Source organism: Acetobacter malorum, from assembly GCF_001580615.1.
GTDB lineage: Bacteria > Pseudomonadota > Alphaproteobacteria > Acetobacterales > Acetobacteraceae > Acetobacter > Acetobacter malorum.
Genome location: NZ_LHZC01000049.1, coordinates 26,992 through 53,927, shown reverse-complemented (window position 1 = coordinate 53,927; position 26,936 = coordinate 26,992). Strand labels below are relative to the sequence as shown.

The 26,936-nt window shown below is 57.5% G+C and carries 15 protein-coding genes; 8 read left to right on the top strand and 7 right to left on the bottom strand.

Annotated features, from left to right (window positions below):
- The first annotated feature begins 126 nt into the window (after nucleotides 1-126).
- Nucleotides 127-2,481, top strand: a complete 2,355-nt coding sequence (locus tag AD930_RS08265) for a TonB-dependent receptor plug domain-containing protein (RefSeq protein WP_061505853.1) — start codon at nucleotides 127-129, stop codon at nucleotides 2,479-2,481.
- Between the two features lie 174 nt (nucleotides 2,482-2,655).
- Here AD930_RS08265 and AD930_RS08260 read toward each other — a convergent pair whose 3' ends face one another.
- Nucleotides 2,656-4,167 carry a peptide MFS transporter gene (locus tag AD930_RS08260; RefSeq protein WP_061505852.1) on the bottom strand — a complete coding sequence of 504 codons (1,512 nt, stop codon included), beginning with the start codon at nucleotides 4,165-4,167 and terminating at the stop codon, nucleotides 2,656-2,658.
- A gap of 272 nt (nucleotides 4,168-4,439) precedes the next feature.
- On the opposite strand from AD930_RS08260, the gene AD930_RS08255 reads away from it, so the two are divergent.
- The 3 genes from AD930_RS08255 (at nucleotide 4,440) to AD930_RS08245 (ending at nucleotide 9,759) form a co-directional block, all read left to right on the top strand.
- Nucleotides 4,440-6,521 (top strand): DUF5695 domain-containing protein, encoded by a 2,082-nt coding sequence (locus AD930_RS08255; protein WP_244150535.1) that lies wholly within the window; start codon nucleotides 4,440-4,442, stop codon nucleotides 6,519-6,521.
- A gap of 72 nt (nucleotides 6,522-6,593) precedes the next feature.
- Nucleotides 6,594-8,993, top strand: coding sequence for a glycoside hydrolase family 127 protein (locus AD930_RS08250; protein WP_061505850.1), 2,400 nt, complete (start codon nucleotides 6,594-6,596; stop codon nucleotides 8,991-8,993).
- Nucleotides 8,994-9,126: 133 nt separating this feature from the next.
- The gene (locus AD930_RS08245; protein ID WP_231867365.1) at nucleotides 9,127-9,759 is read left to right on the top strand and encodes a GntR family transcriptional regulator; all 633 of its coding nucleotides are present in this window, start codon (nucleotides 9,127-9,129) and stop codon (nucleotides 9,757-9,759) included.
- Between the two features lie 28 nt (nucleotides 9,760-9,787).
- On the opposite strand, the gene AD930_RS08240 is transcribed toward AD930_RS08245, so the two are convergent.
- Genes AD930_RS08240 through AD930_RS08220 form a run of 5 tightly spaced genes read right to left on the bottom strand, consistent with a single transcriptional unit; the run spans nucleotide 9,788 to nucleotide 17,165 of the window.
- Nucleotides 9,788-11,347, bottom strand: coding sequence for an APC family permease (locus AD930_RS08240; RefSeq protein WP_061505849.1), 1,560 nt, complete (start codon nucleotides 11,345-11,347; stop codon nucleotides 9,788-9,790).
- Nucleotides 11,348-11,391: 44 nt separating this feature from the next.
- Nucleotides 11,392-12,951, bottom strand: coding sequence for an aldehyde dehydrogenase (NADP(+)) (locus tag AD930_RS08235; protein WP_061505848.1), 1,560 nt, complete (start codon nucleotides 12,949-12,951; stop codon nucleotides 11,392-11,394).
- A gap of 9 nt (nucleotides 12,952-12,960) precedes the next feature.
- The gene (locus tag AD930_RS08230) at nucleotides 12,961-14,241 is read right to left on the bottom strand and encodes an NAD(P)/FAD-dependent oxidoreductase (RefSeq protein WP_244150534.1); all 1,281 of its coding nucleotides are present in this window, start codon (nucleotides 14,239-14,241) and stop codon (nucleotides 12,961-12,963) included.
- The gene (locus AD930_RS08225) at nucleotides 14,211-15,977 is read right to left on the bottom strand and encodes an aminopeptidase P family protein (RefSeq protein ID WP_061505847.1); all 1,767 of its coding nucleotides are present in this window, start codon (nucleotides 15,975-15,977) and stop codon (nucleotides 14,211-14,213) included. Before AD930_RS08225 ends, AD930_RS08230 begins: the two co-directional genes overlap by 31 nt.
- 30 nt (nucleotides 15,978-16,007) lie before the next feature.
- Complete coding sequence (locus tag AD930_RS08220; RefSeq protein WP_061505905.1) at nucleotides 16,008-17,165, bottom strand: M24 family metallopeptidase; 1,158 nt, start codon at nucleotides 17,163-17,165, stop codon at nucleotides 16,008-16,010.
- Nucleotides 17,166-17,411: 246 nt separating this feature from the next.
- On the opposite strand from AD930_RS08220, the gene AD930_RS08215 reads away from it, so the two are divergent.
- Nucleotides 17,412-18,317: a dihydrodipicolinate synthase family protein gene (locus AD930_RS08215; RefSeq protein ID WP_081894238.1), complete on the top strand. Its 906-nt coding sequence runs from the start codon at nucleotides 17,412-17,414 to the stop codon at nucleotides 18,315-18,317.
- A 118-nt stretch (nucleotides 18,318-18,435) separates the two neighbouring features.
- Complete coding sequence (locus AD930_RS08210) at nucleotides 18,436-20,223, top strand: DUF885 domain-containing protein (protein WP_082781772.1); 1,788 nt, start codon at nucleotides 18,436-18,438, stop codon at nucleotides 20,221-20,223.
- A gap of 113 nt (nucleotides 20,224-20,336) precedes the next feature.
- On the opposite strand, the gene AD930_RS08205 is transcribed toward AD930_RS08210, so the two are convergent.
- Complete coding sequence (locus AD930_RS08205) at nucleotides 20,337-22,469, bottom strand: beta-galactosidase (RefSeq protein ID WP_244150533.1); 2,133 nt, start codon at nucleotides 22,467-22,469, stop codon at nucleotides 20,337-20,339.
- A 95-nt stretch (nucleotides 22,470-22,564) separates the two neighbouring features.
- Here AD930_RS08205 and AD930_RS08200 point away from each other — a divergent pair, with 95 nt between their 5' ends.
- Nucleotides 22,565-23,560, top strand: coding sequence for a 4-hydroxyproline epimerase (locus tag AD930_RS08200; RefSeq protein WP_061505846.1), 996 nt, complete (start codon nucleotides 22,565-22,567; stop codon nucleotides 23,558-23,560).
- 394 nt (nucleotides 23,561-23,954) lie between these two features.
- A complete protein-coding gene (locus tag AD930_RS08195) occupies nucleotides 23,955-26,846 on the top strand; it encodes a TonB-dependent receptor domain-containing protein (RefSeq protein WP_061505845.1) in 2,892 nt (963 codons plus the stop codon).
- Nucleotides 26,847-26,936 lie beyond the last annotated feature (90 nt).

Sequence of the window (26,936 nt, the reverse complement as noted above, 5' to 3'; positions counted from 1 at the left end):
GCGAACAATAAAAAATTTCTCTGATCGCAGGAAAATTTCTGCGCTCGTACATCTATGGAGAGGTGTGCAACTGCGAAACAGTTGCAATTCTGTGATGTTGAGTGGCAGGAAGGATTTTCGATACCCATGGTTATACGGCATTTTCTGGCTCGTGGTCTGATGCGAGGGGCTCTTGGCCTGTCGGTTTCCGGGGTGTGGACTTTGTGTGAGGGGACTGATGCGATAGCCCAGACTACCGCTCCCGTTCACTCTTTCCATGTTGCTCCCGGGGCCTTATCTGAAGTCCTGCTTGCCTTTAGTCAGCAAGCCCACGTGCAGGTGACTTCCGATGCAGAAAGCCTCGATAATCGTACCAGTGCTGGCGTGACCGGTCATTTTACGCAGGCAGCAGGCTTGCAACAGATTTTAGCCGGAACGGGGCTGACGTATCGTGCGGTTGGAGAGGGCGCATTTCAGATTGTCGCAGCGCCACGTGCATCGCAGGAACAGGCCGCCCCCATAAAAACGCCAGTCCCGCACAGCGCAGAAGGGAGTTCCACGAGCAGCTATGGCGGAACGGAGCGCATTGTGGTTGTGGGGCAGTCTATTGACCGGCTGAAAAATACCAACAGCGCAGTTACAGTGTTGCGGCATCTCGATACTGATGAATATCGGTCTCTGTATGATGTGACAAACCGCGTGCCCAACATGGTGGGGAATGCTGCGGGGCTTCCCGCTATTCGTGGGATGAGTGGTGAGGGGGCTGCGGGCGGTATTTTCACCCTCATGTCTGGCAGCAGGCCGCGTACAGCCGTGATTATTGACGGCTTACCCGAAACCTTCGGAGGCCAACGCTATACAGATTCAGGGCTATGGGATTTTGATGATGCGCAGGTTCTGCGCGGCCCGCAGGCCACCACGCAGGGGCGTAATGCGATTGGCGGCGCAATCACCATGAATACTAAAGACCCGACATGGGCTTGGCATGGGGCCGCGCATGCAGGGTATGAAAGTCAGGGGGACAGAGGCAGTTTCGGGGCAACGCTTTCCGGGCCGCTGGTGAAAGATCAACTGGCAATCCGGCTTTCCGGGAATGGCATTTACGGAAACAGCTATATTAAATATGCCGGAAAATCATGGCCGTATAATCCGAGTGAAATTAATCAGTCGACGTTTAGAGGAAAACTGCTCTGGACGCCTAAGGCATTGCCGCGTTTTAAAATGGAAATGGTGGGCTCTCACAGAGAGCAGAACGGTGAATATCTCTATCAGGCAACCGGTCCGGACTTCTGGAAATATAAATTTGATAACCCGGATATGAATATTCGTGTTTCAAATTCCTCTATTGATACGTTGAGTGATAAATTTAGCTATGAAATTTCAGATGCTCTGACAGCGAGCCTCTTATATGGCCACGTTTGGTATGATGCGAATTTCAACCAGTCCAACCAGCTTGGTAGCCCAAATTCTCGCGGCAAGCTCAACCTGAATGAGAATAACAATACGATAGAGCAGAGATTTGTTTATTCACCCAAAAATGGCTGGATTAACGGTGTTCTGGGTCTTTATTACTTTAATCGAGACCAGAATATTACCTCGCCTGATATGGGGGTGAATGGACCTGATCAGGAGCAGACCTATGCCATCTATATGGACGGCACAGTGCATCTGGTGGGTGGTCTGAGCCTGATAGCGGGCGCCCGTGTGGAGCGGGAAGTGCAAACCCGAAATGTGCGAATGAATTGGGGCAGCGTCAATTTTGATGGCGGCACGACCATGTTCCTTCCAAAAGGGGGCTTGCTCTATACCTTTTCTCCCCATGACAGCATGAGCTTTACTGTCAGGCGCGGTTATAATCCGGGTGGTGGCGCAATTGATTGGGATCGCGGGTTTTACTACCAGTATAAAAAAGAAACGGTCACGACTTACGAGCTTTCAGGGCATACGGAGCAGTTTGGTCGGCGTTTCAGTCTTAATGGAAATCTGTTTTATAATAGCTTTCATAATTATCAGGATCTTTTGGATTATACCTTTGTCAATGTTCCGGATGGCCGGAGCATGGGGCTGGAGCTGGAAGCACAGTATCATGTGACAAAGGGGCTCAATATTTATGGGGGTGTTGGGTTGCTGGATACAAAAATTCAAAAAGCCCCAACGGCGTATGCCTATGCAGAAGGGTCTAAATTCAGCAATGCCCCCAGTACGACATTTACTGTAGGGTTTGATCAGAAATTTCAGTCTGGTTTTTCATTCGGCGGAACGGTTAACCGGGTGGGGGCTTATACGTCGCAGGTTGAAAACGGAACGGGTATTACAGCCGGGAACTATATTACCTTCAACATGCATGCAGCCTATACGTCCAAATATTACACAGTGCGTTTTTATGCAAAAAACCTGTCTAATGAGCACATTATTTATAACGCACGCAGCAGTTGGGCTGGCTCTTATGCGCAGGTTGGCCAGCCGCGTGCTTTTGGTGCCAGTCTGGAGGGGCATTTCTGAGGTTGGGTGAAGCCTGACTGCGAGGAGAGGGAGCAAAATTTTCTCACAACTCACCGGCGCTGCTCTTATTCGGAAGAGCGGCCCCGGGGCATGGAATCAGAGAAGCATGCGTCTTGCTGCATGGTGGTGCAGGCTGCGCGCTGCAGGCAAGGTGCGGCGTCTCTTGGAGCGCCGTTACGCAGAGCAATCTGTGTTTACTGGCACACGGAGGAGAGTGGCCGCGTCCTGATGGCGGTTTTCCATACGGTTGAGCATACGGGCCAGAAGGAGGGCGACGCTCACCAGCCCTAGGCCGCATAGGCCCAGTGTGCCAAACAGCGTTTCATAATGGTGGTTTTGCAGGGGGGCGGCATTGGCTGCGGGGGTGGCAAAACTTGCAATTTCACTGCCCAGATACATACCTGCACCCACAGTGAGGTAATAGGCTCCCACCATCAGGCCATTCAGGCGGGCGGGGGCATAACGGGCAATAACCGCAAGCCCTAGCCCCCCAATCAGCAGTTCCGCCGTTGCGAGCGCAAAATAGCCACCCAGCATAGGCCATGCGCTGGTCAGGCCAGAGCCAGCAAAGCGTGTGCCGCTCCACCAGATGAAAAATGCTAGCGCTACAAAACCAAAGCCCACCGCGAATTTTGTGGGCAGGGAAAGGTCCCGGTTCCGGCTGGCGAGCGCATGGTAGAGCTTGGCCAGAAGGGGGCTGAGAAGAATGATGAAAATCGGGTCCAGCGCCTGAAACTGTGCGGCTGAAAGGGCAAATAACGGGTGCCCGAGAATGCGGAACGTGCCGTCCACATTGGTGAGGGCAAACAAGGTGAGGGAAGTCTGCATCTGCTGGTAGAAGCAGTAGAACGCAATGCTTTGCAGCAGCATGATCCCCATCGTGACCAGATTAAGCCGCTCCCGGGAAGCGGCTTTGCGGTAAAGCGCTCCCCACAGAATAGCCACCAGCGCCAAGCACCCAAACACAGCTAGCCGGGCGAAGGACGCGCTGGATAACACACCCATGACGGCAAGCGCGCAGAGGAGAATGGCCCCGGCTCCGGCAAATGCCGAACGCGGCAGGAGCGGGGCTTTATCCGGGGCTGAGCCAGTATGGCGCAGGGCCTGCGTGCGGGTGAGCAGGACACCCAGCGCGCAGGCCGGTCCTGCAACGCAAAGACCAAAAGCTGTAAAGGACCCAGCATAATCCCGCACCCATGGAATACAGAGCATGGAGAGGGCAGAGCCCACATTGGCCGCCATATAGTAAAGCGTGAAGGCGGAATCCCGCTCTTGCGGGTGCTCTTCATAAAGGCAGCGGATCAACTGGGCCGCATTGGGTTTGAAGAGTCCGTTGCCTGTTGCGGCCAGTGCCAGAGCGGGTTCAAAAAGTGCGCGATACACCGTGGAGAGCGCAAGAAGTCCGTAACCTGCGCTCAGCAGGATGGCGCCCAGCACCACGGTGCGGCGTGCGCCATAAACCCGGTCCCCCAGCCAGCCACCCAGAAGAGGCGTGGCGTAAATCATGGCGGCAAAGGCCCCGACCAGCAGGTCCGCCCCCATATCGGCCATGCCAAGCTGCTGCACCATGAACAGCAGCAGAATGGCCTCCATGCCGTAAAACCCGGCGCGTTCTGCGGCTTCTGTAACCAGCAAGGTGAAAAAAGCGGAGCGTCGGGCGGCAAGGGGCGGTGTGTCAGGCTGCACAGAAAGGGTCCTTCACAATCACATGCCTCTTGGTTGCTAAAGGAGGGAGTGGGGCATGTGGAAGAATGGGGTGGTGTGCTATTTATTATTTCGTATACGATTATACAGAGTAGATCAGTTCGGACAAGAAATTAGTCTGGCAAAATGGCTGAAATTTTCGGCAACAGGCTTTCTGTCTCTTTTTGGGATGGCTGCATAAAATCTACCCTTCAAATATGAAATAGTATACGATATATGCGTAGATATTCCCTGTCATGAGAGGCTTCAGCACTGTGAGACGGCGTTTTTTAGGGAGAGCTGGTGGCACGGTGAAGGTTGTTGCGCGGCTTTCCTGCGTTTCCGTACTGACGGCGTTGGGTGTGGCTGGGCTGCCGCTGGAGGCTTTTGCGCAGGCGGGGGCGTCCGGGCTGGAGGCGCCGCCCAGGGGCCGTTGCACTGCGGATGGCAGCATAAAGCTTTGCGCAGCAGGGCTGTTTGCCTTGCGGTTTTATGGCGCGGATGGCACGTTGCGGTCCCTTGCTGCCAGTTTGGATAAAGAGGCCGACTATCTGCCCTGGCGTCTGGAAGGACGACGGCAGGGGAATGGTTTTGCACATCTTGGGGATATTGATTTTCGGCTGAAAACTGAAGGCACGCCTCGCTGGAAAGACTTTTCCTCATGGCATGCAAAGCGGCCTGTGCGGGTGCTGCCTGCGGAAGGAAACGTCCTGCGGCAGGATGAGATCACGCCGTCTCTGGGCGCTGGGTTTCCCTTGCGTGTGCGCCGTGTATGGAGGCTTGCAGGGCAGGGTCTGGTTTTAGAGTTTTCCGTAGCCAATCCCGGCAGGCAGTCCGTGCAGGTCGGTGGTATGGGGTTCCCGCTGGTTTTCGGGAACGATTTTACCGATGAAACACTGGATGAAGCGCACAAGCACGAGGTGTTTGGACACGTCATCACGCAGGATCCGCGCGTCTGGATTGCTGGACTGAGCGACGAGGGTGGCGCGGGGAGCTATGTGGCAGCCGCCATGAAGGAGCTGGATAATCCAGACCCGCAGGAAGTTGCAAAGCTGGAGCAGTTTGCGACTAAAACTGTCGTCGGGCAGCTTCAGGTGGCCTCCGGCCCAACGGAAGGCGGGGTGCGGAAAAGCCTGTTTTATTATGATCCGGTCCCGTTCCCGGCTTATTATAACGCGGCAGAAAACTGGAAGACATGGGCATCATGGTCTCGCCAGAAAGCGGCAGATATCGGCCGGGCGTACAACTATCCGCATGTCGCTATTGTGCATTGGGTTTTGTATCGGCTGGCGCGGAATCATAAGGGCTTAGTGCAGCAGCATGATGCAGGCTGGTATCTGCATAAAGCCGCCATCACCATGACAGCCATGATGCAACAGGCTCCCTATTACACGCAGTATGGCCTGATGGAAGGCGATGTGTTTGTTGAAATCCTCAAGGATTTGAAGCGGGAAAACCTGACAGCAGAAGCGCAGACGATCGAAAGCCTGATGAAAAAACGTGAGACCGTCTGGAAAGGTCAGCGTTACCCGTATGGCAGTGAAATGGCTTGGGATTCTACCGGTCAGCCTGAAGTCTATGCCTGGCTCCGCTATTTTGGCGATACAGCACAGGCGGAAGAAACACGGGATGCCATTTTGGCATATGATCCTGCGTTGCCAAGCTGGGGCTATAACGGGAATGCCCGGCGCTACTGGGATTTTCTCTATGCTGGTAAAATTGCCAGAATAGAGCGGCAAATCCACCATTATGGCTCTGCGTTGAATGCCGTTCCTTTGTTCTCGGCATTTCAGGCGCAGTCAACAGATTTTTATATGCTGCGTGTGGCGTATGGCGGGCTGATGGGGGCTTTGACCAATATTGACCCGCAAGGTTTTGGGTCTGCGGCCTTCCATTCTGCACCCGATGTTATGCGGTTTGATGCATATTCGGGCGATTATGGCATGGGTTTCTACGGCCATGCGATCGCGACACAGGTTGATGTTGTCAAACATCCTGAGTTTGGCTGGCAGGCTTTTGGCGGCCTGTTGCATGAAGAGGGCGATGGGAGCGTGACCATTACGCCAAAAGATAGTGCAAGAAGCCGGATTTTTGTCGCAGACGCAGGCGTGTTTCTCACGCTGGAAAGCGGGAAATTTGAGAGTATCCACTATAATCTGGCCTCTCAGGACATGGATGTCACACTGGCTCCGGCAGAGACGTGGACGCCAACGGCGCGGCTGCGTGGTGAGTATCCTGCTGGTGCGCCAGCGCATGTTTATGGCGTAAGCCCTGCTGTTCCAAAAGTGCGGGATGCGTGGGAAGTGCCGTTGCACACCACTGCAACCGTTCTGCATTTGCACGCTATGACGCCCTGATCGGTATCAGGCTTGAAGACTATCATTCAGAAAACATGAAGCGTTTTTTTAAACGGCGTAAGGGAAAAGACGATGGAGATCAGACTAAACAGGCGCTTCCTGCTGGCGAGTGTTGCTTTGGGTGGCGCTGCGTCCCTTTTTCCGGGGGCGCGACGGGCGCTTGCTGCGCGCGGGCCGGGGAGTGTTGTGGCAGGGGAGAGTGTGACGCCTGTGCCGCTTCAGGATGTTCGGTTGTTGCCGTCTCACTGGCTGGATGCGGTTGAAAGTAATCGGGCTTATCTGCTCAGCCTGAGCGCAGACCGTTTGCTCCACAACTTCCGCACGCAGGCTGGCCTGCCGCCCAAAGGGGAGGTTTATGGCGGCTGGGAGAATGACACGATTGCGGGACATACGCTGGGTCATTACCTCTCCGCGCTCGCTCTGATGTATGCGCAGACTGGAAATGCTGAATGCCGCAGCCGCGTGGCCTATATTGTGCAGGAACTGGCGACTGTTCAGGACAAATGGGGCGATGGGTATGTGGCAGCTTTTACCCGTAAGGCAAAAGACGGCACGATTACCGATGGAAAAATAATTTTTGCCGAAATGGAAAAAGGCGACATCCGGTCAGGCGGGTTTGACCTGAACGGTGCCTGGTCTCCCCTGTATAACATCCATAAAACCTTTGCGGGTTTGTTTGATGCGCAAACCTATTGTCAGGACCCTAATGCGCTGCCAGTCGCGGTCAGGCTGGGTGGCTTCTTTGAAGCCTTTTACAGCAAGCTGATGGACGCACAGCTTCAAAAAGTTCTGACCTGCGAATATGGCGGCCTGAACGAAAGCTTTGCAGAACTGGCTGCCCGCACAGGCGATGCAAAGTGGCTGCGTCTGGCAAAGCGGACGTATGACCGGCCTGTGCTGGACCCGTTGATGGCCCGGCATGATGATCTGGCCAACCGGCATGCCAATACGCAAATCCCCAAACTGATCGGGCTGGGGCGGATTGCGGAGGTCAGCGGCGATGCGCACTGGCAGGTTGGCCCGCGCTTTTTCTGGCAGGCGGTCACACAGCACCATAGCTATGTGATTGGCGGGAATGCGGACCGGGAGTATTTCTCGGAACCGGATACGATTTCTCAGCATATTACAGAGCAGACCTGCGAGCATTGTAATACATACAACATGCTCAAGCTGACGCGGCAGCTCTACACATGGCAGCCGAACAGCGCGCTTTTTGATTATTATGAGCGTGCCCATCTGAACCATGTTCTGGCCGCGCATGACCCGCAAACGGGCATGTTTACCTACATGACGCCGACTATCACTGCGGGCGTGCGGGACTGGTCTACCCCGACGGACAGCTTCTGGTGTTGTGTGGGCACGGGGATGGAGAGCCATGCCAAGCATGGAGAGTCCATCTGGTGGCAGGGCGCAGAGACGCTTTTTGTGAATCTCTACATTCCTTCCCGGATGCAGTGGGCGCGTAAAGACGTGTCCTGGCGGATGGAGACCCGTTATCCGTATGACGGGCAGGTCACTCTGAAGGTTGAGGACGTAAAAGCGCCTGCAGCGTTCGCGCTGGCGCTGCGGGTGCCGGGCTGGGTCAAAGGGGACCTGAGTGTCACCGTGAATGGCCAGACCGTTCCCGCGACACCTTCTGGCGGTTATCTTGTGCTCAATCGGACCTGGCATGCCGGGGATACAGTTGCCCTTACGCTCCCTCTGGCGCTGCGCACAGAAGCGCCGGTCGAGGCTCCTCATCTTGTCTCCCTTCTGCACGGACCGATGGTTCTGGCGGCTGATCTTGCGAGCGCCGAAGCCCCTTATGATGCTATGGACCCGGCCCTTGTGACCTCAGATGTGGTGCGGGATATGGCTCCTGTTGCGGGGCAGGAGGCGGTCTATCGCACCACGCAGGCAGGCCGACCGGCACAGCTTGAGTTCAAGCCGTTTTATGCGCAGTACAAGCGCCGGAGTGCTCTGTATCTGCGGTGTTTTTCAGAAAGCGAATGGCATCAGGAAGAAGGTGTGTATCGTGAGGAACAGCGCCGCCAGAAAGATATTGCAGTTCGGACAATTGATGTCATTCATCTCGGGGAGATGCAGCAGGAGCATGATCATGGCCTGCGGGCGGATGGCTCCTGGCCGCTGGTGTATCGTGGTCGGAACGGGCGGGATCTGCGGTCCGGCGGGTTTATGGAATTTACCCTGAAGGCCAAACCGGGTCCGCTTGTTTTGCAAACGACGTTGTGGAGCAAGGATGTTCCCCGCACGCGGGGGACGCGCATTCTGGTTAACGGCAAGCCTCTTCCTAGCCTGAACTGGCCTGCGGATATGCACGCGCGGTTTGTGGATGTGGAGGCCGCTATTCCCGAAGCCTGGACACAGGGGAAAGAGACGCTGAGTGTGCGGATCCTCCCCGGTGGTTCGCGCTCCAATGGGCCGTTCTTTGGGGTGCGTCTGCTGGCTGCGGGGCATAAAGGTTCTCAGTAAGGGAGCAGCCATTTCCTGCCATCGTATGTCTGTCGGTTGTTTCGGGTGGGGGAATGGCCTAGCTATAGAAACAAGATCTGAGCGATAGAAGTGAAGTTTGCATAGTATGATCACCCCCCAGAAGACGCGACTTGTGTCACGGTCCATTTCTGACCAGCTTTATGACGTTCTCCGGGAGCAAATCCTGAACGGAGAGGTGGGGGAAGGTGAGCCGATCCGGCAGGACGGCATTGCGGCGGCATTTGAGATCAGCAAAATTCCGGTGCGTGAAGCACTGGTGCGCCTGCAACAGGATGGACTGGTCTCCCTTCACCCCAAACGAGGATTTTTCGTCACCCCGCTGACGCGTAAGGAAGCGGAAGATGTGTTCCATCTGCGCTTGCTGATTGAGCCTGAAGCGACGGCCCGTGGTGCCCAGAGTGCGACGGAAGAGGACGCAAAGAAGGCACAGGCCTGTCTGGAAGAGCTGGAAAGTGCTGTGGCACGGCAGGACCCGAGACGTGGGGTTTATAACCGGCTGTTCCATCTGGCTCTTGTAGAGCCCGCAGCAGGCCCCACGACCATCCACGTGCTAACCCTGCTGAACGTGACGGCTGACCGCTATGTGCGTTTTCACATGCACATGCAGGACATTGATACCCGCGCTAATCAGGAGCATCGGGAACTGATGGCGTGCTGGCTGGCGGGAAACAAGCGTGAGATTGAAAAACTGATGCGCAAGCATATTCAGACCACGCTGGATGATCTGCGCGGCGCGCTGAAATAAGGCGCGGTCGTAAAATTTTAAATGAGGATCAGGCCGCTTTTTCTGCCTGATCCTGAAGGCCGCAGGTCGCGGCCCAGTGGTGAATGATCAGCGCAAACACGACCACTGCGATATCGTCCCACACATGGTCCAGCAGACCGGCACCCTGAAAAGGGCCGCTCCAGGATAGAGCAAGAAGCCCCACAAAATAAGCCGGCATCCAGAGGCTGCTGCGCAGCTCCTGTGTCCATTCTGCAGAGGAGAGGCGGCGGCGGGCAACACTCATGAAAATAGCCGTAAGCACCAGCAGGGCAGGCATCAGCCAGCAGAGCGTGGTCCAGCCGGTCCAGATAACAATCAGGGATGCAATCGCAAAAGCCAGTGGTGAGAGCAGATTGAAGTAAGGCAGACGGAAGGGGCGGTGCAGGTCAGGCCGGGACCGCCGCAGCGCTGCGGCAGACGTAGGGGCCATGGCATAGCTCAGCATGAGGGCGGATGAGACCACGCCGATCAGCGCCTGCCATGAGGGGAACGGAAGCGTCCAGAAAAGGGCCAGCCCGAAGGTGAGCAGCAGGGCTTTATCCGGTACACCGCGCTGGGTATTCATGCGCTGGAAAACCGGAAAGAACGTGCCGCTTTTGGACCACGCATAAACTACGCGGGCCGTAGCCGACATGTAGATGTTGCCGGTGCCGGTGGGGGATAGAATGGCATCTGTCACCACCATGAGAGCCAGAAAGCTCAGGCCAAGCTGCACGGCAATATCGTGGAACGGCAGGGCAAGACGGGTTGCAATGCCGTTCCAGCCCTCCGTCAGCAGGTTAGCGGGAAGTGCGCCGATAAAAGCCGTTTGCAGCAGCAGATAAACCAGCATGGCCAGTGTGATGGAAGCCACCAGCGCAATGGGGATGGTGCGCTGCGGGTTTCGGACCTCACTGGCGACGGACAGAATGGGTGTCAGGCCGAGATAGGCAAAAATGACACCCCCGGCGGAAATGGCTGTCTCGACACCCTGAAAGCCATGCGGCGCAAAGCCATGCAGGCTGAAATTTCCGGGATGCATGTAGGCCAGCAGCAGCACGATAACCAGTGTGGGCACCAGAAACTTGAAGACGGTGACGATGTTATTGATGAGCGCAAAACTGCCAATGCCGCGCCGGTTGATGGCATAGAGTACGACCATAATCGCAAACTGCACCAGCCACCCGGCCAGAGTAGGGTCACCGCTGGCATTGCGGGACAGGCCGCCTATCCACGCATCGGCGTATTGGCGGGCGGCGACAATTTCGATTGAAATCAGACTGGAAAAAGCGATGGTGGTCATCGCTCCCGTCAGAAAGGCGGCGGTGGAGCCGTGGGCCTGTTCCGGGTAGCGCACCACGCTGCCTGCCAGCGGCAGGGCCGCACCCAGTTCGCAATAAACCAGCCCGATCAGCAAAACGGCGACACCGCCGATGAGCCATGAGACGATGCTGGCCGGCCCGGCCATATCCGCCACATGGGCGGCGGCAAACAGCCAGCCTGAGCCGAAGATGGACCCAAAGCCGATCATGGTCAGGTCAAACAGACCAAGGCGTTGCTTGAAGTGACCAGACTCATCATGCGCCATGAACGGCTCCTGTCATCAGTCGAAGGGCTGGCTGTTAGAGGGCTTTATTTGTCGGTCTGGCGCGGCAGCCCAAGGGGGTTGGTGCTGCGCAGGCCGGCGGGGAGAAGCGCATCGGGCAGATCCTGATAGCACACCGGCCGCAGGAAGCGCTCAATGGCCGCAGTGCCGACAGACGTGCTGCGCGGGTCCGTTGTGGCCGGGAAGGGGCCGCCATGTACCATAGCCGCACAGACTTCCACACCGGTCGGCCAGGCGTTGGCCAGAATGCGGCCAACCTTGCGTTCCAGAACCGGCATGAGCGTCTGGGCGACGGCAATATCGCCATCTTCCAGATGCAGCGTGCCTGTCAGCTGGCCTTCAAGACTGCGCGTCAGGGCAAGCAGGGTGTCCAGATCCGGGCAGGCGACAATCAGGGAGCAGGAGCCAAAAATCTCATGCTGCATGATCGGGTCCTGCATAAAGCTTGCAGCATCCGTGGTGAATACGGCAGCCTGACAGCTGGAGGCATCGCCCTTCGGCCCACGGCCCAGCAGGGACACACCTCGACGCCCGGCCAGTTTTTCCACGCCGGCGTCGTAAGAGGCATGGATGGACTGGGTGAGCATGGTGGGAGCGGGGGCCGTTTTCAGGGCCTCCTGCGCGCTCTGGCAGAAACGCTCCAGATCCGGGCCGCTCAGCGCCAGAATGAGACCCGGGTTGGTGCAGAACTGCCCGGCCCCCATGGTCAGAGAGGCGATGAAGGCCGTGCCAAGGCTCTCAGCGCTGTTCTTCAGCGCCTCCGGCAGCAGATAGACGGGGTTGATGCTGCTCATTTCCGCATAAACCGGCACCGGAACCGGGCGGGCGGCGGCAATCTGGCTGAGGGCAAGGCCGCCAGCGCGGGAGCCGGTATACCCGACCGCCATAATGGCCGGGTGTTTGACCAGTTCAGCCCCCAACGCATAATCCGGGCCACCGACGAGGGAGAATGTGCCTTCCGGCAGGCCACATTTTTGCACAGCGGACTGAATGGCGCGGCCAACCAGTTCACTGGTGCCGGGGTGGGCCGGATGGGCCTTGACGACCACCGGGCAGCCCGCCGCAAATGCGGAAGCGGTATCGCTCCCGGCCACGGAGAAGGCCAGCGGGAAGTTACTGGCCCCGAACACGGCAACCGGGCCAACGCCAATACGGATCTGGCGCAGGTCTGCGCGGGCCATGGGTTTGCGGTCGGGCAGGGCTTCATCAATACGGGCATCAAGGCAGCGTCCGGCCCGCAGTTCCCGCGCAAACATGCGGAGCTGCCCCATGGTGCGGCCCCGCTCACCCGTCAGGCGCGGCAGAGGCAGGCCGGTTTCTGCGTGGGCGCGGTCCAGAAGTGTCGGGCCGAGGGCTTCAATTTCATCCGCAATACAGTCCAGAAACTGCGCACGGGCTTCCGGCGTGGTCGCGCGGAAGGTGTCAAAGGCTTCGTCAGCCAGAGTGCAGGCTGTGCGGACATCGTCGGCCGTTGCGCAGGAAAAAGCGGTGTCCAGCGTCTCACCCGTTGCCGCGTTGAGAGCCTGAAAGGTTTCGGGGCGAGTGACCGTGTTCTGTCCGATCAGAAGAGCGCCTGTTAAAGTCATGAGGTTTCCTTATTTCAAAAAGCCGGAGCGCAGGCCAAACCTGTCCGGGCTGAAAGCTGTGGGGAGGGGGGCGCCACGCAGGATATGCGCGCTCAGCACGTCCGCGGTGACAGGCCCGAGGGTCAGGCCCAGATGGTTGTGCCCATAGGCCGCAACAACGCGCGGCGCATGGCGGAACGAGCCCAGAGCAGGCAGGTAATCCGGCAGCGTGGGGCGGGAGCCATGCCAGCGGGCAAAAGGGGAGGCCACGGGTAAGCCCAGTGCGCGCACATGGGCTTCCAGCCGTTCCCATTTGCGTGGGTCTGGCGCGGAGGCATCCCGCGTGAACTCAACAAAGGATGTGGCGCGCAGGCGGCTGCCAAAACGCGTGACGACCACGGCGCGATCTTCAAAAACCGCATTGGGCAGCGTCCACTGTCCGCCGTGGTCCCATTCCACATGGTAGCCGCGTTCCGCTACCAGCGGCACGGCGACGTCTGGCAGCAAAGTGCCGGAGCGCACGCCACAGGCCACAACAACGCGGTCTGCGGTGAGATCGCCTTGCGTGGTGTTCACCCGGACGGTCTGTGCCTCGGGGGTGATCTTCACCCCGCGGGCCGCAAGATGTGTGCCACCGGCTGCCACAAACCGCGCCAGAAGCGTATCCAGCACGTCACGCGGATTGGTGATGTGGGCCGTGCCTGCAAAATGCACGCCAGCTTTAACCGGGGTAGCGAGGGTCAGATTGAACGCAGCAATTTGTGCGGCATCCAGAGGCGTGGTGGTTGCAGGGCCGTGGTCAGTCTGTAGCGCACTTGTGGCCTTCTGGTCCGCGTCTGTGCCTTCCCAAAGTTTGACCACGCCGCGCAGGTCCAGAAGGTCTGGTCTGTCCAGCGTGTTGGCCAGTTTTTCCCATGCGGGCAGCGCGTTGAGCATCAGGCCACGCAAGGCGGCATCGCTCTCGCGCACACGCCCGGGCAGACAGGCGCGCATAAAGCGGAAAGACCAGGAGAGCCACGCCGGAGTAGAGCCCCAGTCCAGCGCTACGGGGCCGCGGGGGAAATGGTCAGACAGCACGCGGGTGGCGGTGGCGAGGCGGGCCAGAACCTGCACCTGCTCCGTCGCAATATGTCCGGCATTGCCCCATGATGGCGGGGCTGTGTCTGGCTCAGCAACCAGCGTGACGGCGCATCCCTGTTCCTGAAGGCGCAGGGCGCAGGCACGCGCAATAATGCCGCCACCCAGCACGAGGACGGAACGGGGCGGTGGGAGCGGGGCTGTCACAGCGGTGCACAGGCGCGTTGCAGCCACTCGCGCTCCTCCGGGGCCAGATGGGGGCCAATCTGCTCCAGTACGCGGGCATGGTAGGTGTTCAGCCAGGTGCGTTCCGTATCTGTCAGACGCTCAAGGCTGATGCCGCGCGTATCAATGGGAGCCAGAGTGAGCGTTTTAAAGCGGAGGTAGTCGCCTGTTTCGGTTTTGTAGGCCAGACAGGTTTCCATCTGGTTTTCCAGCCGCATGCCGTGAGAACCGGGGGCGTAAAAGCCCGGTTCGTTCGTCATCACCATATGTTCATGGAGCGGGTCCAGCACGGGGCGACGGGTGAAGCCAAGCGGCCATTCATGCACGGAGAGGCAACTGCCGACGCCGTGCCCGGCACCGTGGTCAAAATCCAGTCCTTCTTTCCACAAGGCCAGCCGGGCCAGAGGGTCCAGCCGGTAGCCATGTGTGCCTGCCGGGAAGATGGCCTGATCCAGCGCGATCAGCCCCTGAAGCACGCAGGTATACTGCTTTTTCCACTCCTCGGGCGGAGAGCCGGCACCGAGCCAGACAGTCCGGGTTACATCGGTTGTGGCGCAGGTATACTGGCCGCCGCTGTCAACCAGCAGGAAGGCATCGGCCTGCACTACGCTGCACTGCTCCGCCGTGGGGGCATAGTGCATGATGGCGGCGTTTGGGCCAGAGCCTGCAATGGTGTGAAAACTTGGGCCGATGCAGGTTTCTGCCTCGCGGCGCAGGGCCAGCAGATGGTCTGCGATGGCGGCCTCGGTTTTGCCGACGCCATGCGCTTTTACCCAGCACAGGAAACGGGTCAGGGCAATGCCGTCCAGCAGATGGGCGCGGCGCATGCCGTCCAGCTCTGCCGGGGTTTTACAGGCGCGGGGCATGAGGCACGGGTCTGTGCCTTCCGCCAGTGTGGCTTTTACGTCTTTAAGGGTATTTGCAAACCAGATCGGGCAGCGGGCCGGGTCCAGTCGCACGGTTTTTCCGTGCATGGTTTGCAAAATCTGTTCCATATCCGCAGGCATATGCACACGGACGGATGTGCCGAGGTGGCTACGCACCGCATCATCAATGCGGGTGATATCAATAAACAGATCAACCGTGGCATCGGCATGCAGGATGGCAAAACACAGGGCGACCGGCAAAAAGGGCAGGTCCCGCCCACGAATGTTCAAAAGCCATGCAATGCTGGTCGGGTCCGGCAGAATGACGGCATCCTGCCCGGCTTGACGCAGGGTATCCGCAATATCCTGAATTTTTGCGCTGTTTTCGCGCCCGGTGAGTGCCAGAGGCTGAATGCAGACAGGTGCAGCGGGGGCTTGGGGGCGATCAGCCCAGATGCCATCGACGGGATTGCAGGGGAGGGCGACCATATGACATCCGGCCTGCTCCAGCGCCTCAATATCCCGAACGCTCACGCTGCGCGGGTCAAACCCAACAGACTTCCCACGCGCATGTTTGGACAGCCAGAGAGGGGGTGGCGTCTCATACATATGCTCGACAGACCACAGGGATGTGTCCACCTGCTGGCGCATCTGTACCTGATAGCGCCCGTCAGAAAAGACGGCGGCCGTGTCTGGCAGAACCAGCGCGAGCCCGGCACTGCCGGTAAAGCCCGTCAGCCAGGCCAGTCGTTCGGCACAGGCAGGCACATATTCGCCAAGATGTTCATCGCCTCGCGGCAGGAAGAATCCGTCTACACCAAGGCCGGACAGAGCAGACCGAAGTGCCGTCAGGCGCTCTGAGGGGGAGGGAGAGGCCATGAGAGATGTCCGTCTTTCTTGATCTGATGTTCAGTTGAACGGGGCGGTGAAGCTGTGGGAGGGTTCGGTAAACCAGCGCGGGCCGTCGTCCGTCATGTAGAAATGGTCTTCCAACCGGATGCCAAATGTCTCGGGGATGACGATCATCGGCTCATTAGACATGCAATGCCCGGCTTTGAGCGGTGTGGTGTTGCCGCGCACCAGATAAGGCGCTTCATGAATGGACAGGCCAATGCCATGCCCGGTGCGGTGGGGCAGGCCGGGCAGCTTGTAATCCGGGCCAAGGTTATGGCGTTCCAGCACCGCACGGGCGGCATCATCCACCACATGGCAGGGCGCGCCAATTCTGGCAGCATTGAAGGCCGCATACTGGGCTTCTTTTTCAATGGCCCAGATCCGCGCTTGTTCCGGGTCAGGCTGGCCGAAAGCGTAGGTCCGCGTAATGTCGGAATGGTATCCGTCCAGGCGGCAGCCGGTATCAATCAGAACGAGGTCGTTTTCCCCCAGAACCTGATCCCCCGGAATGCCATGCGGGTAGGCGGTTGCATGCCCAAACTGCACTGCACAGAAATAGGAGCCATTATCTGCCCCCAGTGCACGGTGGCGCGTATCAATAAAACGGCGGATTTCACTGGCCAGAAGGCCCGGCTTCAGGAACGCATACACCTCTTTATGAACCTGAATTGTAATGGCCATGGCGTGCGTGATGAGTGCAATTTCCTCAGCGGATTTGCAGGCCCGCATGTTGGAGATCAGCCCGGCGTCATCTTCCAGCACAAGGTCAGGCCGAGCTTTGCGCATGGCCGTGACAAAACCAAAGCTAAAGTCCGGGTCCAGAGCAATGCGTGCCCCTGCGGCATAGGGTTCCAGAGCGCACAGGGCGGGGTTTTCATCTTCCTGCCAGGTTGCAATCTCCACATCCGTGCGCAGGCAGGCTTTAAGAGAGCCTGTTTCAAAATGCGGGCAGACCACAACAGGTGTGCCGGTGCGGGGGATGATGAGTGTTACCAGCCGTTCCGTCGCATCCCATGGCACGCCGGTGAAATAGCGCATGCTGTTGCCTGCATTTACGGCGAGCGCGTCCAGCCCGGCTTTTTCCAGCAGCACTTGCACCGAGCGGATGCGCTGTATGAAGGCGGCGCTGCTGATGGGCGCAGGCGAGGCAGGAAGGGGTGCTGTGGTGCTCATGGAAAGCGGCTCCAGACTCAAAAGGCGGTCATTACGTATACGATAAACGAATTATGGATCGTGAGCAAGCAGCTCATCGTCCCAGCGGCATTAGACGTTTGTTGTAGTTTATAACAGCAAAAGCATGAAGCGTGAGGGGCGGGAGAGGCTTTTTTGCAAAGAGGGTGCGGAGGGTGCTTTACGGGTCACTACGATGGTGTTACGTATACGATAAACGAAACGAGAGCAGAGCAAGGAGGCTCACACATGGCACTGGAAATGACCTGGAAAGGCGTTTTTCCCGCAGTTACCACCCAGTTTAATGAAGACCTGTCCGTTGACCTGAAAGGCACGCAGAAGGTTATTGACGCGCTGATTAATGACGGCGTGCATGGTCTGGTGATGATGGGAACGTGTGGCGAAAACAATTCGCTCGAACCCGCAGAAAAAGTGCAGATTCTGGAAGCCGCGCGTGAAGTGGCCGGAACGCGCGCCCCGCTGTTTGTTGGTGTGTCTGAAATGACAACCCCGCGCGCTGTAGCATTTGCCAAACAGGCCGCAAAAAGCGGTGCAGATGCGCTGATGGTTCTGCCGGCAATGGTCTATGTCCCCAAACCGCATGAACTGGTTGCGCATTTCCGCGAAATTTCCAAAGCGACCGACCTGCCGATCATCATCTACAACAACCCGACCTCCTACCGCGTGAATGTGGAACTGGATGTTCTGGCTGAGCTGGAAGATTGCAAAACGATTGTCGGTCTGAAGGAAAGCTCTTCCGACACACGCCGTTATACGGATGTGCCGAACCGCTTTGGTGACCGCTTCCTGATGATGGCGGGTCTGGATGACGTGGCGTTTGAAGGTCTGACACTGGGCGCAAAAGGCTGGATTTCCGGTCTGACCAGCGCCTTCCCGCAGGAGTCTGTAGCTCTGGTGGAAGCCCTGCAGCGTGGCGATATTGAAACAGCTCTGCGCATTTACCGCTGGTTCATGCCGCTGCTGCATCTGGATGCTGCGCATGATCTGGTTCAGTCCATCAAGCTGGCTGAGCAAGTGATGGGCCGTGGTAGTGAACTCGTCCGCTCCCCGCGTCTGCCGCTTGAAGGTGAGCGCCGCAAGCAGGTGATTGGCATGGTGGAAGCCGCTGCGGCAAGTCGCCCCAAACTCGGCTGATCCGGCTTTCCTCTCAAACGGCTCCCTGCAAAGGGGGCCGTTTTTTTTGCCCTGTCTGCTTTTCGGGGTGCTGATTGCGCGCTTAGATTACCACAATTGAAGAGAAGGGTTTTGCATCATGCAGGTTCATTCCACGCGCTGTGTTTCTGTTGTCAGACGTCTGGCTCTTATGACCACGGCGGCCTTGCTGAGTTATGGCCCGCTTGCGCACGCGCAGGCGGCGGTTGATCCCTCTGCAACCAAAGCCTTTCAGGACCTTTATCAGCGCGAGTGGGCATGGCGCATGGACCTTCAGGGCAGCTTGCCTGATGGAAAGCCCTCAGCCCATCTCCCCAAAGCGGACCCCGCAACACAGCAGGTGCGTCAGGAAACGTGGCGTAAAGCGCTGGCGGACCTGAATGCCATTTCCGTGCAGAGCCTTTCTGCGCAGGATCAGGTAAATTACGCGGTTTATAAACAGCAGCTGACTGTTTTGCTGGATGACCAGAACATGCAGGTCTGGCAAATTCCGTTTGATGCGGATTCCGGCTTCTGGAGTGATCTGCCTCCGTCCGATACTCCCTTCCTCAAGGAGCAGGATTACCGCAATTACATTAGCCGCCTGAATGACACAGGGCGGTATTTTGCAGACGAAATTGCCGCCATGAAAGCCGGAATTGCGCGTGGCTTCGTGCAGCCGAAGCTGATTGTAGAGCAGCGGTTGCAGGATCTGGAAAAAATGGCGTCTGTTACGCCGGAAGACAGTGCATTTGCACCGCCGTTCAAGCATTTCCCTGATGATATCTCCGCCAAAACACAGGCAAGCTTGCGGCAGGATGGGTTGAACGCCATTCGGGAGACGGTGATCCCGGCTTATAAAACGCTTTATACCTTCATGAAAGATGAGTATCTGCCGCATGCCCGTGCCTCACTGGCGGCGGAAGATCAGCCGGATGGAAAGGCGTATTACCGATCCCAGATTCGGGAATACACCACCCTGGATATGAGCCCGGATGAAATCCACAAAATTGGGATCAGGGAAGTTGCGGGCCTGCACAAGCAGATGCTGGGTGTGATGGCTGAGACGCATTTTAAAGGAGACTTCCCGGCCTTCCTGAAATTCCTGCGCACGGACCCGCAATTCTATCCCAAAACCGGCGATGAATTGTTGAAAGATGCCGCATGGCTGGCCAAGCGGGTGGATGGAAAGGTGGGGGATATCATTGGTCGCCTGCCGCGTGGGCGCTTTACCATTGAACCTGTCCCGGCAGACGTTGCTCCGGTTTATACAGCAGGCCGCGGTGGCCCGCACACCTATCTGGTGAATACGTATGATCTGCCATCGCGCCCGCTCTATGCGTTGCCCGCTTTGACCCTGCATGAATCCTCCCCCGGGCATTCCTTGCAGTTGTCTCTGGCGGAAGAGCAGCCGGCAGTGCCGCCTTATCGTCGGTTCAACTATATTTCAGCCTATGGGGAAGGCTGGGCGCTGTATTGTGAATATCTGGGCAATGAAATGGGGATTTATGAAACGGCGTATGACCGGTTCGGTTACCTCTCCTATCAGGCCTGGCGTGCGGCGCGTCTGGTGGTTGATACGGGGCTGCACCATCTCCACTGGAGTCGGGAGCAGGCACGGGCTTATCTGCGTGAAAACACGGCATTATCCGAGCACGAGATTGATACCGAGGTTGATCGGTATATTGCATGGCCGGGTCAGGCGCTTTCTTATTACCTTGGGGAGTCCGACATTCGCCGCAACCGTGCGCGCGCGGAGAAGGCACTGGGGAAAGCGTTTGATCTGCGGGCGTTCCATGATGCCGTTCTGGCAACTGGCTCTGTCCCGCTACCGGTGCTGGATGGCGCAATTGATCGCTTCATCCAGACAGGTGGGCGTTCTCCCTATGCCGCTGAGGGTGCGCAGTAACGCATGACGTTTTCAGGCTGAACTTTTCTCTGAGCGTTCAGACTGTAGGAAATTAATGAAAAAAGCCTTCTTCCGTAAACTGGAAGAAGGCTTTTTTGTGGATGACCGCTATCTCAAGCCGGGTTCGGGAGCGTTAAAACGCGGACCCCGTAGCCCGGCAGGGTGATCTGGCCGGAGGCTGCCTGCTTGGGGTCGAGCAGGTCCTTGCCTGCGGTAGTCTGCGGGAGCGTGAACGTAACCGGCGTTCTGGCATGGTTGATGAGCACCAGAACGGTATGGTCCTTGCCAGTGCGCAGGCAGGCTTCAATGTCAGCAGGCAGATCCGCCAAAGGAGAGAGCGCGCCAGCGTCCCGCACCTGCGTTGTGATGTAGGCGTCCAGCGTCGCGGCATCGGGGATTGTGCTCAGATAGGTGATTTTCCCTTTGCCGACCTGATGACTGACAGCCACAGGCTGCCCATCGAGCCAGCCATTGGAGGGGCCATAGGTGCCTTCCGTCTGAGTGGCTGGGTCTGTTGGCTCAAGCGTTTCAGCCCAGAGGGTACCTTTGCCCTGTGTCTGCGCCAGAGAGAGCGCAACTGGCTGAACCAGCCCGTAAAACTGTGAGACATGCGCTCCTAGAAAAGGGGCGAGCGGGCCGGGCTGGAGGTGGGGATCAAGCGCATTTTCGGCGTCTTTCATGCCGGAACGTGGCCCCAGCAGAAGGTGTCCGCCTTGCCGCACCCATGCGAGAAGATGTTCAGCCGTTTCCTGTGGCAGCACATTCAGGCCGGGAGCGACAATGAGTTTGTAAGAGGCCAGATTTTGGCGCGGCGAGACAACGTCCACCGTGCCAGCCCGATGGCGCAGGGGGCCGTAAAAGGCTGTCAGCGCCTTGACCGGATTAAAATCTTCCACCTGTTTCTGAAAGCTGATGGCCCAGCGGGAGGGCATATCATGCAGCAGCGCAACCTGTGCGTGCGGGGAGGTGCCCTGCAAAGCTGGCGCGGCTTTTTCGAACTCAGCGCCAAGTGTCTGGATTTCAGCGTAAATGGGGGCGGGGTTGCCATCAGCTCCTGCAATAACGCCGTGATATTGTTCCTGCCCGTTCAGAGCGGCGCGCCATTGCCAGTATTCCACGGCATCGGCGCCATGCCCTACCGCCTGCCAGGCCAGAGCGCGGACCTCGCCTTTGTCATGCGCCAGATTGTTCGGCCGCCAGTTAACAAAGCCGGGGTCTGTTTCCGTGACCCAGAAGTTTTTGTTTTTATAGCCACGGGCCAGATCATGCCGGGCGGCGTTGTCTGTCCAGTCGGTCTCATAATCGTCCCACCCGACCAGATCGAGGGACTGGTGCAGGGTGTAACCATCAAACCCGTCAAACCAGCCCATAGTGTTGGTGGTGATGAACTGGGAGGGCAGGGCGTACTGGCGGATCGGGGTTGTCTGATTGCGGACGTAGCTTACCCATGTGTCGGTTACAAACTGCTTCCAGTTTAAGAGCAGGGCGGGGTTTTCCTCCGCATCATGCACCGGGATCTGGCCAAAATCGGAATAGGTTTGAGACCAGTAGCTGGTCCACCATTTCTGGTTCAGATTTTCGATGGTGCCGTATTTGTGCTGGAGCCATGCGTGGAAGGCTTTATGAGCTTCCGGGTCAAAGGACGGCTCGGCCAGTTCATTGTCAATCTGCCAGCCGACAACGTTCGGGTTGTGGCCGTAGCGCACCGCCATGCGTTCCGCCAGATCGTGCGTTAAGGCACGGTAGCGCGCGCTGATAAAAGAAAACTGCTGCCGGTTTCCGTGCTCATCCCGCACGCCTGCATTAGAGACGCGCAGGGTCTCAGGATATTTTTGCGTCAGCCATGCAGGCGGCGCGGCGCTGGGGGTGCCGAGCAGGACTTTCATGTGGTGCTTTGCTGCCAGCGCAATGGCGTGGTCCAGCCAGTCCCACTGCCAGTCGCCTTCATGCGGTTCCATGCGGCTCCATGCAAATTCGCCGATGCGTACCAGATGGATGTGGGCAGCTTCCATTAAAGCGAGGTCATGCTCCCAGACGTCTTCTGGCCACTGTTCCGGGTACCAGGCCGCGCCTAGCAGGAGGGCTGGTGGTTCTGATGGAGCAGGGGCCGCCAGAGCGAGAGAAGATGCGCCAGCACACAGGCCAAAACAGAGCCCGAACTGCCAGACGGACCGCCTGACACGGCGGAGAGTCTGGCCGAAAGAGGGGGCGGGCGAGCCGGGACGGGGGGTGGCTTTACGGGTCATATCGGTCATGATACGTATACGATAGACGAAAATCGCACCAAAAAGAAAGCCGGATCGTGCCCTTGCGGCACCCCGAAGCACGGACTTTAAAAGCTATGCGTCACACATTTTTCTGTATTGATGGTCATACTGCTGGCAATCCTGTCCGCCTGATTAGTGGCGGAGCTCCTCTGCTGCGGGGGAATTCCATGGGGGAACGCCGTCAGGATTTTCTGGAACGGTTTGACTGGATCCGTACCGGTCTGTGTTTTGAACCGCGCGGGCATGACATGATGTCCGGCGGTTTTCTGTATCCGCCCACACAGCCCGATACCGATGCAGGTATTCTGTTTATTGAAACCAGCGGATGTCTGCCCATGTGCGGGCATGGGACAATCGGGCTGGTGACGTTTGGGCTGGAGCATGGCCTCTTGACCCCGTGCACGCCCGGAAAACTGAAACTTGAGGTTCCCGCAGGGATTATTGACATCACCTACACGGAAGAAAATGGCCGTGTGCGCAGTGTGGCAATTCGCAATGTGCCCGCTTATGTCGCGGCAACAGGTGTGCAGATTGACGTGCCCGGTCTGGGGCCGCTGACGGTGGATGTGGCTTATGGCGGGAATTTCTACGCCATTGTTGAGCCACAGGGCGCGTATGAAGGGCTGGATCAGCTCGGGGCGCGACGTATTCTGGAGTTAAGCCCGCTTGTGCGGGAACGGATGCGCGAGGCTGTTTGCCCGGTTCATCCACTGGATAGCTGTATTCAGGGGGTTAGCCACGTTCTGTGGGTGGATAAGGGCACAACCGCCACGCAGGGGCGGAATGCCGTCTTTTATGGAGATCATGCCATTGATCGCAGCCCGTGTGGCACCGGCACGTCTGCCCGGCTGGCGCACCTGCATCACAAAGGTGCTCTGAAGGTGGGGGATGTCTTCACCCATGAAAGCTACATTCACAGTGCGTTTAAAGGGACGGTTGCGGAAGAAACGACTTTGGGAGACTACAAGGCGATTGTGCCCGTTATTGAGGGGAGTGCCGTCTCGACCGGGTTCAACACAATCTGGATTGATGAAGAGGATCGATTCTGCCGCGGATTCCAGGTTTCCTGATAACGAAAGTTTCTGTTGATTTCTAAAGGGATTTTAACCTTATAACGATATCAAAATAAGTAATGGATTGTGGATTTTAGGTTACAGGTTCAGCCTGTTGCAACATAATTCAATTGAAGCGTGCAGAGCCAAAAACTCTGCACGTTTTTTTTGTTTAAAGAGAAATTTATAGAAATTTCAAAAGGATATTGGATGGTGCGCCTGAGAGGTGTCACGCCAGATGGATCTACATGGGTCGCCCGCGTCCAAATGGCGCAAAACCGGGGGCGGAACAGAATGCATCGGGAAACTAATTCCGTTTTGACAATGGTATACGATATCTGATAGCGCTTTGGCTGTCCCCACCACACTAGAGTTAGCGGATCACCGCTCAGGAATTAAGGAACGCTGAAGGATGTCGTATTTACCCCATCGCCTCACGCTCCTCGCTTTTTCGTCGTCATTGTCCCTGGCAATTGGGTCAAGTGCCTATGCTCAGTCTGTGGCAGCCACCGCAGAGGCGTCACCGCGCCAGGATCAATCCACTGCTGCGTCTGTGAAGAAGAAAAACGAGTCAGCCCGCGTTGTGCGTCGCACAGCGAAGAGTGCCGCAGCACAGCCGGAAGTGCTTACCGTAACCGGTTCCGCACTGTCTTCTGGCAGGCATCAGGACCCCAACCCCGTTCAGATCATCAGCGCCAAAGACATTCAGCAAACTTCTGCTGTCACACTGGGTGATTATCTGCAGCGTCTGCCCTCCATGGGTTCCCAGGGCGCAAACAACACGACCACCAACGGTGGTCTGGGCATGTCCTGCCCGGATCTGCGCAACCTTGGCCCCAGCCGTGTGCTGGTGCTGGTGGATGGTAAGCGTCAGGTTGAAACCATGGGGCAGGGCAGCTCCTGCGTGGATCTGAACTCCATCCCGGTTGACCAGATTTCCTCTGTGGAAATTCTGAAAGACGGTGGGTCCGAACTCTATGGTGCGGATGCGGTCTCCGGCGTTATCAACATCAAGCTCAAGCATAACCTGACAACCGGCAGCATTCAGGTGCGCGGCGGGATCAGCAGCTATGGTGATGGGCAGTCAGGCAAGATTTCAGGCTTCAAAGGCTTCAATTTTGACCATGACCGCGGGAACATCAGCATCTTTGGTCAGTATATGACCACCAGCCCGATCTACCAGCGTGACCGCCAGTGGTCCCGCCTGCCGTGGAATGCGAACGTAGGGCCGGGTGAAGCAATCCCCTACGGCAGCTCGGTTTCCACCGCGACGCGCGTGATGGTGCCGAATGCAGATGGCAGCACGACCAACCTGGTGGCCAACAGCTCGGGTGGTGGCTTCCATACGTTTGGTAATGCTGACCGCTACAACTTTGCGCGTGATGCCTCCATGACAAACTACCTGCAAAGCGGGAACCTGTCTGGGGATATGCATTATGACATCAATAAGCATTTCCAGCTTTATGCCAACGTTCGGTACACCCACAAGGATGCCATGAACGAAATGGCACCAAACCCGCTCACCGGTTCGTCCTACCCGTCAAGCCTCAGCACATCCTGGATCCTGCCGGCCGGAAACCCTTACAATACGTGGGGGGAAGATGTGTCCATGTATAAGCGGACAGCCGATATCGGCAACCGCGAATACAAGGAAGGTGTCGATACCTATCAGGTGATGGGCGGCATGAAGGGCGAGATTGCCGGAAACTGGCAGTATGATGCGTCCATGACGTATGGCTCGTCCGTTGCGACCATGACCACCAACAACATGACGAACTATCGCAATGCGATGAATGTTCTGGGCCAGCAGCAGGTTGATCCGTCTGACCCGAACAGTGCGGTGGTTTATAATCCCTCAGTCTGTACGTCGTCTCCGGGCTGTACGCTGGTTAACCCGTTTGCTCCGCTGTCCCAGCAGGCGCGGGATTATATTGGCTATACCCAGAACGACCACAGCTACTACCAGATGCGTGACTTCAACTTCCGCGTCTTTAACAACAAGGTTGTCAAACTGCCGTATGAACACGGTGGGAATATCGGCATTGCCGGTGGCATTGAGCACCGGAGCGAGCAGGCAAGCTACACCCCCGATGCACTGGCAGCCAACGGTGATCTGGGTGGCGGTGCGACCTATACCGGTGGTGGCTACAATGTGACGGAAGTGTATCTGGAAGGTAAAATTCCGCTTCTCCAGAATGCTTTCCTCGCCAAGGATCTGACCATTGATGGGCAGGGCCGGTATTCGCGCTACAACACGTTTGGCAGCGCCGAGAACTGGAAAGTCGGTATCAACTGGGCACCGGTGCAGGATATCCGCTTCCGCGCCACGCTGGGCACGTCCTTCCGTGCGCCGAACATGTCTGAAATGTTCGGTGGCCAGTCCATTTCCTATAACCCGGGCACTGACCCTTGCGCACAGGCTTCCAGCTATGGTGCGGCCAGCGCCGCGGTGACGTCCAAGTGTCTTACGCAGGGTGTGAATCCGGCAAACTTTGTGAACGTCAACAGCGGGCAGATCCCGACGCTGACGGGTGGCAACCCGAACCTTCAGCCGGAAATTGGCCGGACCTACACGGTTGGCACGGTTATCACACCGCGCTGGGTGCCGGGGCTGATGGCGTCTGTTGAATACTGGCACTACACCGTGCAGCACATGATCAGCACGCTGCCTGTGCAGTATGTGGCGGACCAGTGCTATACGGGAGCAGACCCGTCCTACTGCACTCAGGTTGCACAGCGTTCTACTGCTGGCCAGCTGACGCAGGTGAGCGATCTGTATGCCAACGTTGGCGGCCTGCGCACGAACGGGATCGACTTTGACCTGAGCTACCATATTCAGGTGACGCCGCAGGATTCCTTCACGCTGGAAAACAACTTCCAGCAGCTGGTGGGTTACCTGCAGCAGAACGAACCGAATGGCCAGTGGAACAACTATGCGGGCCGTCTGTTCTATCAAAGCGGTTACGGCATGCCCCGCGTGCGTGATTATGCCACGGTCACCTGGCACCATAACGACTTCAGCCTGCGTTACATGATGCACTACACTGGCGGGATGAAGTTTACCGATGGTTCGAGCGATCTGTCCTGCAAGGCTTATGTCTACTGCAAAGTGCCGGGCATCTTCTCGCATGACATCACGGCCAGCTACCGTCTGGGCCGCTGGAACTTTGAAGGTGGCGTGAACAACATTCTGGATAAGAAGCCCCCGTTTGTGCCCGATGGCGGCACCAATACGGCTCTGGCGATGTATTCTGATGAGATTATCGGCCGCTATGTCTTCCTTCAGGCCGGTGTTCAGTTCTGATTTGTAATGAAGACCGGAACGACTTAAAGACACAAGACGACGTGATTATGCCTGGCCCCGTGCCAGGCATAATTGTTTGTATGATTGGCA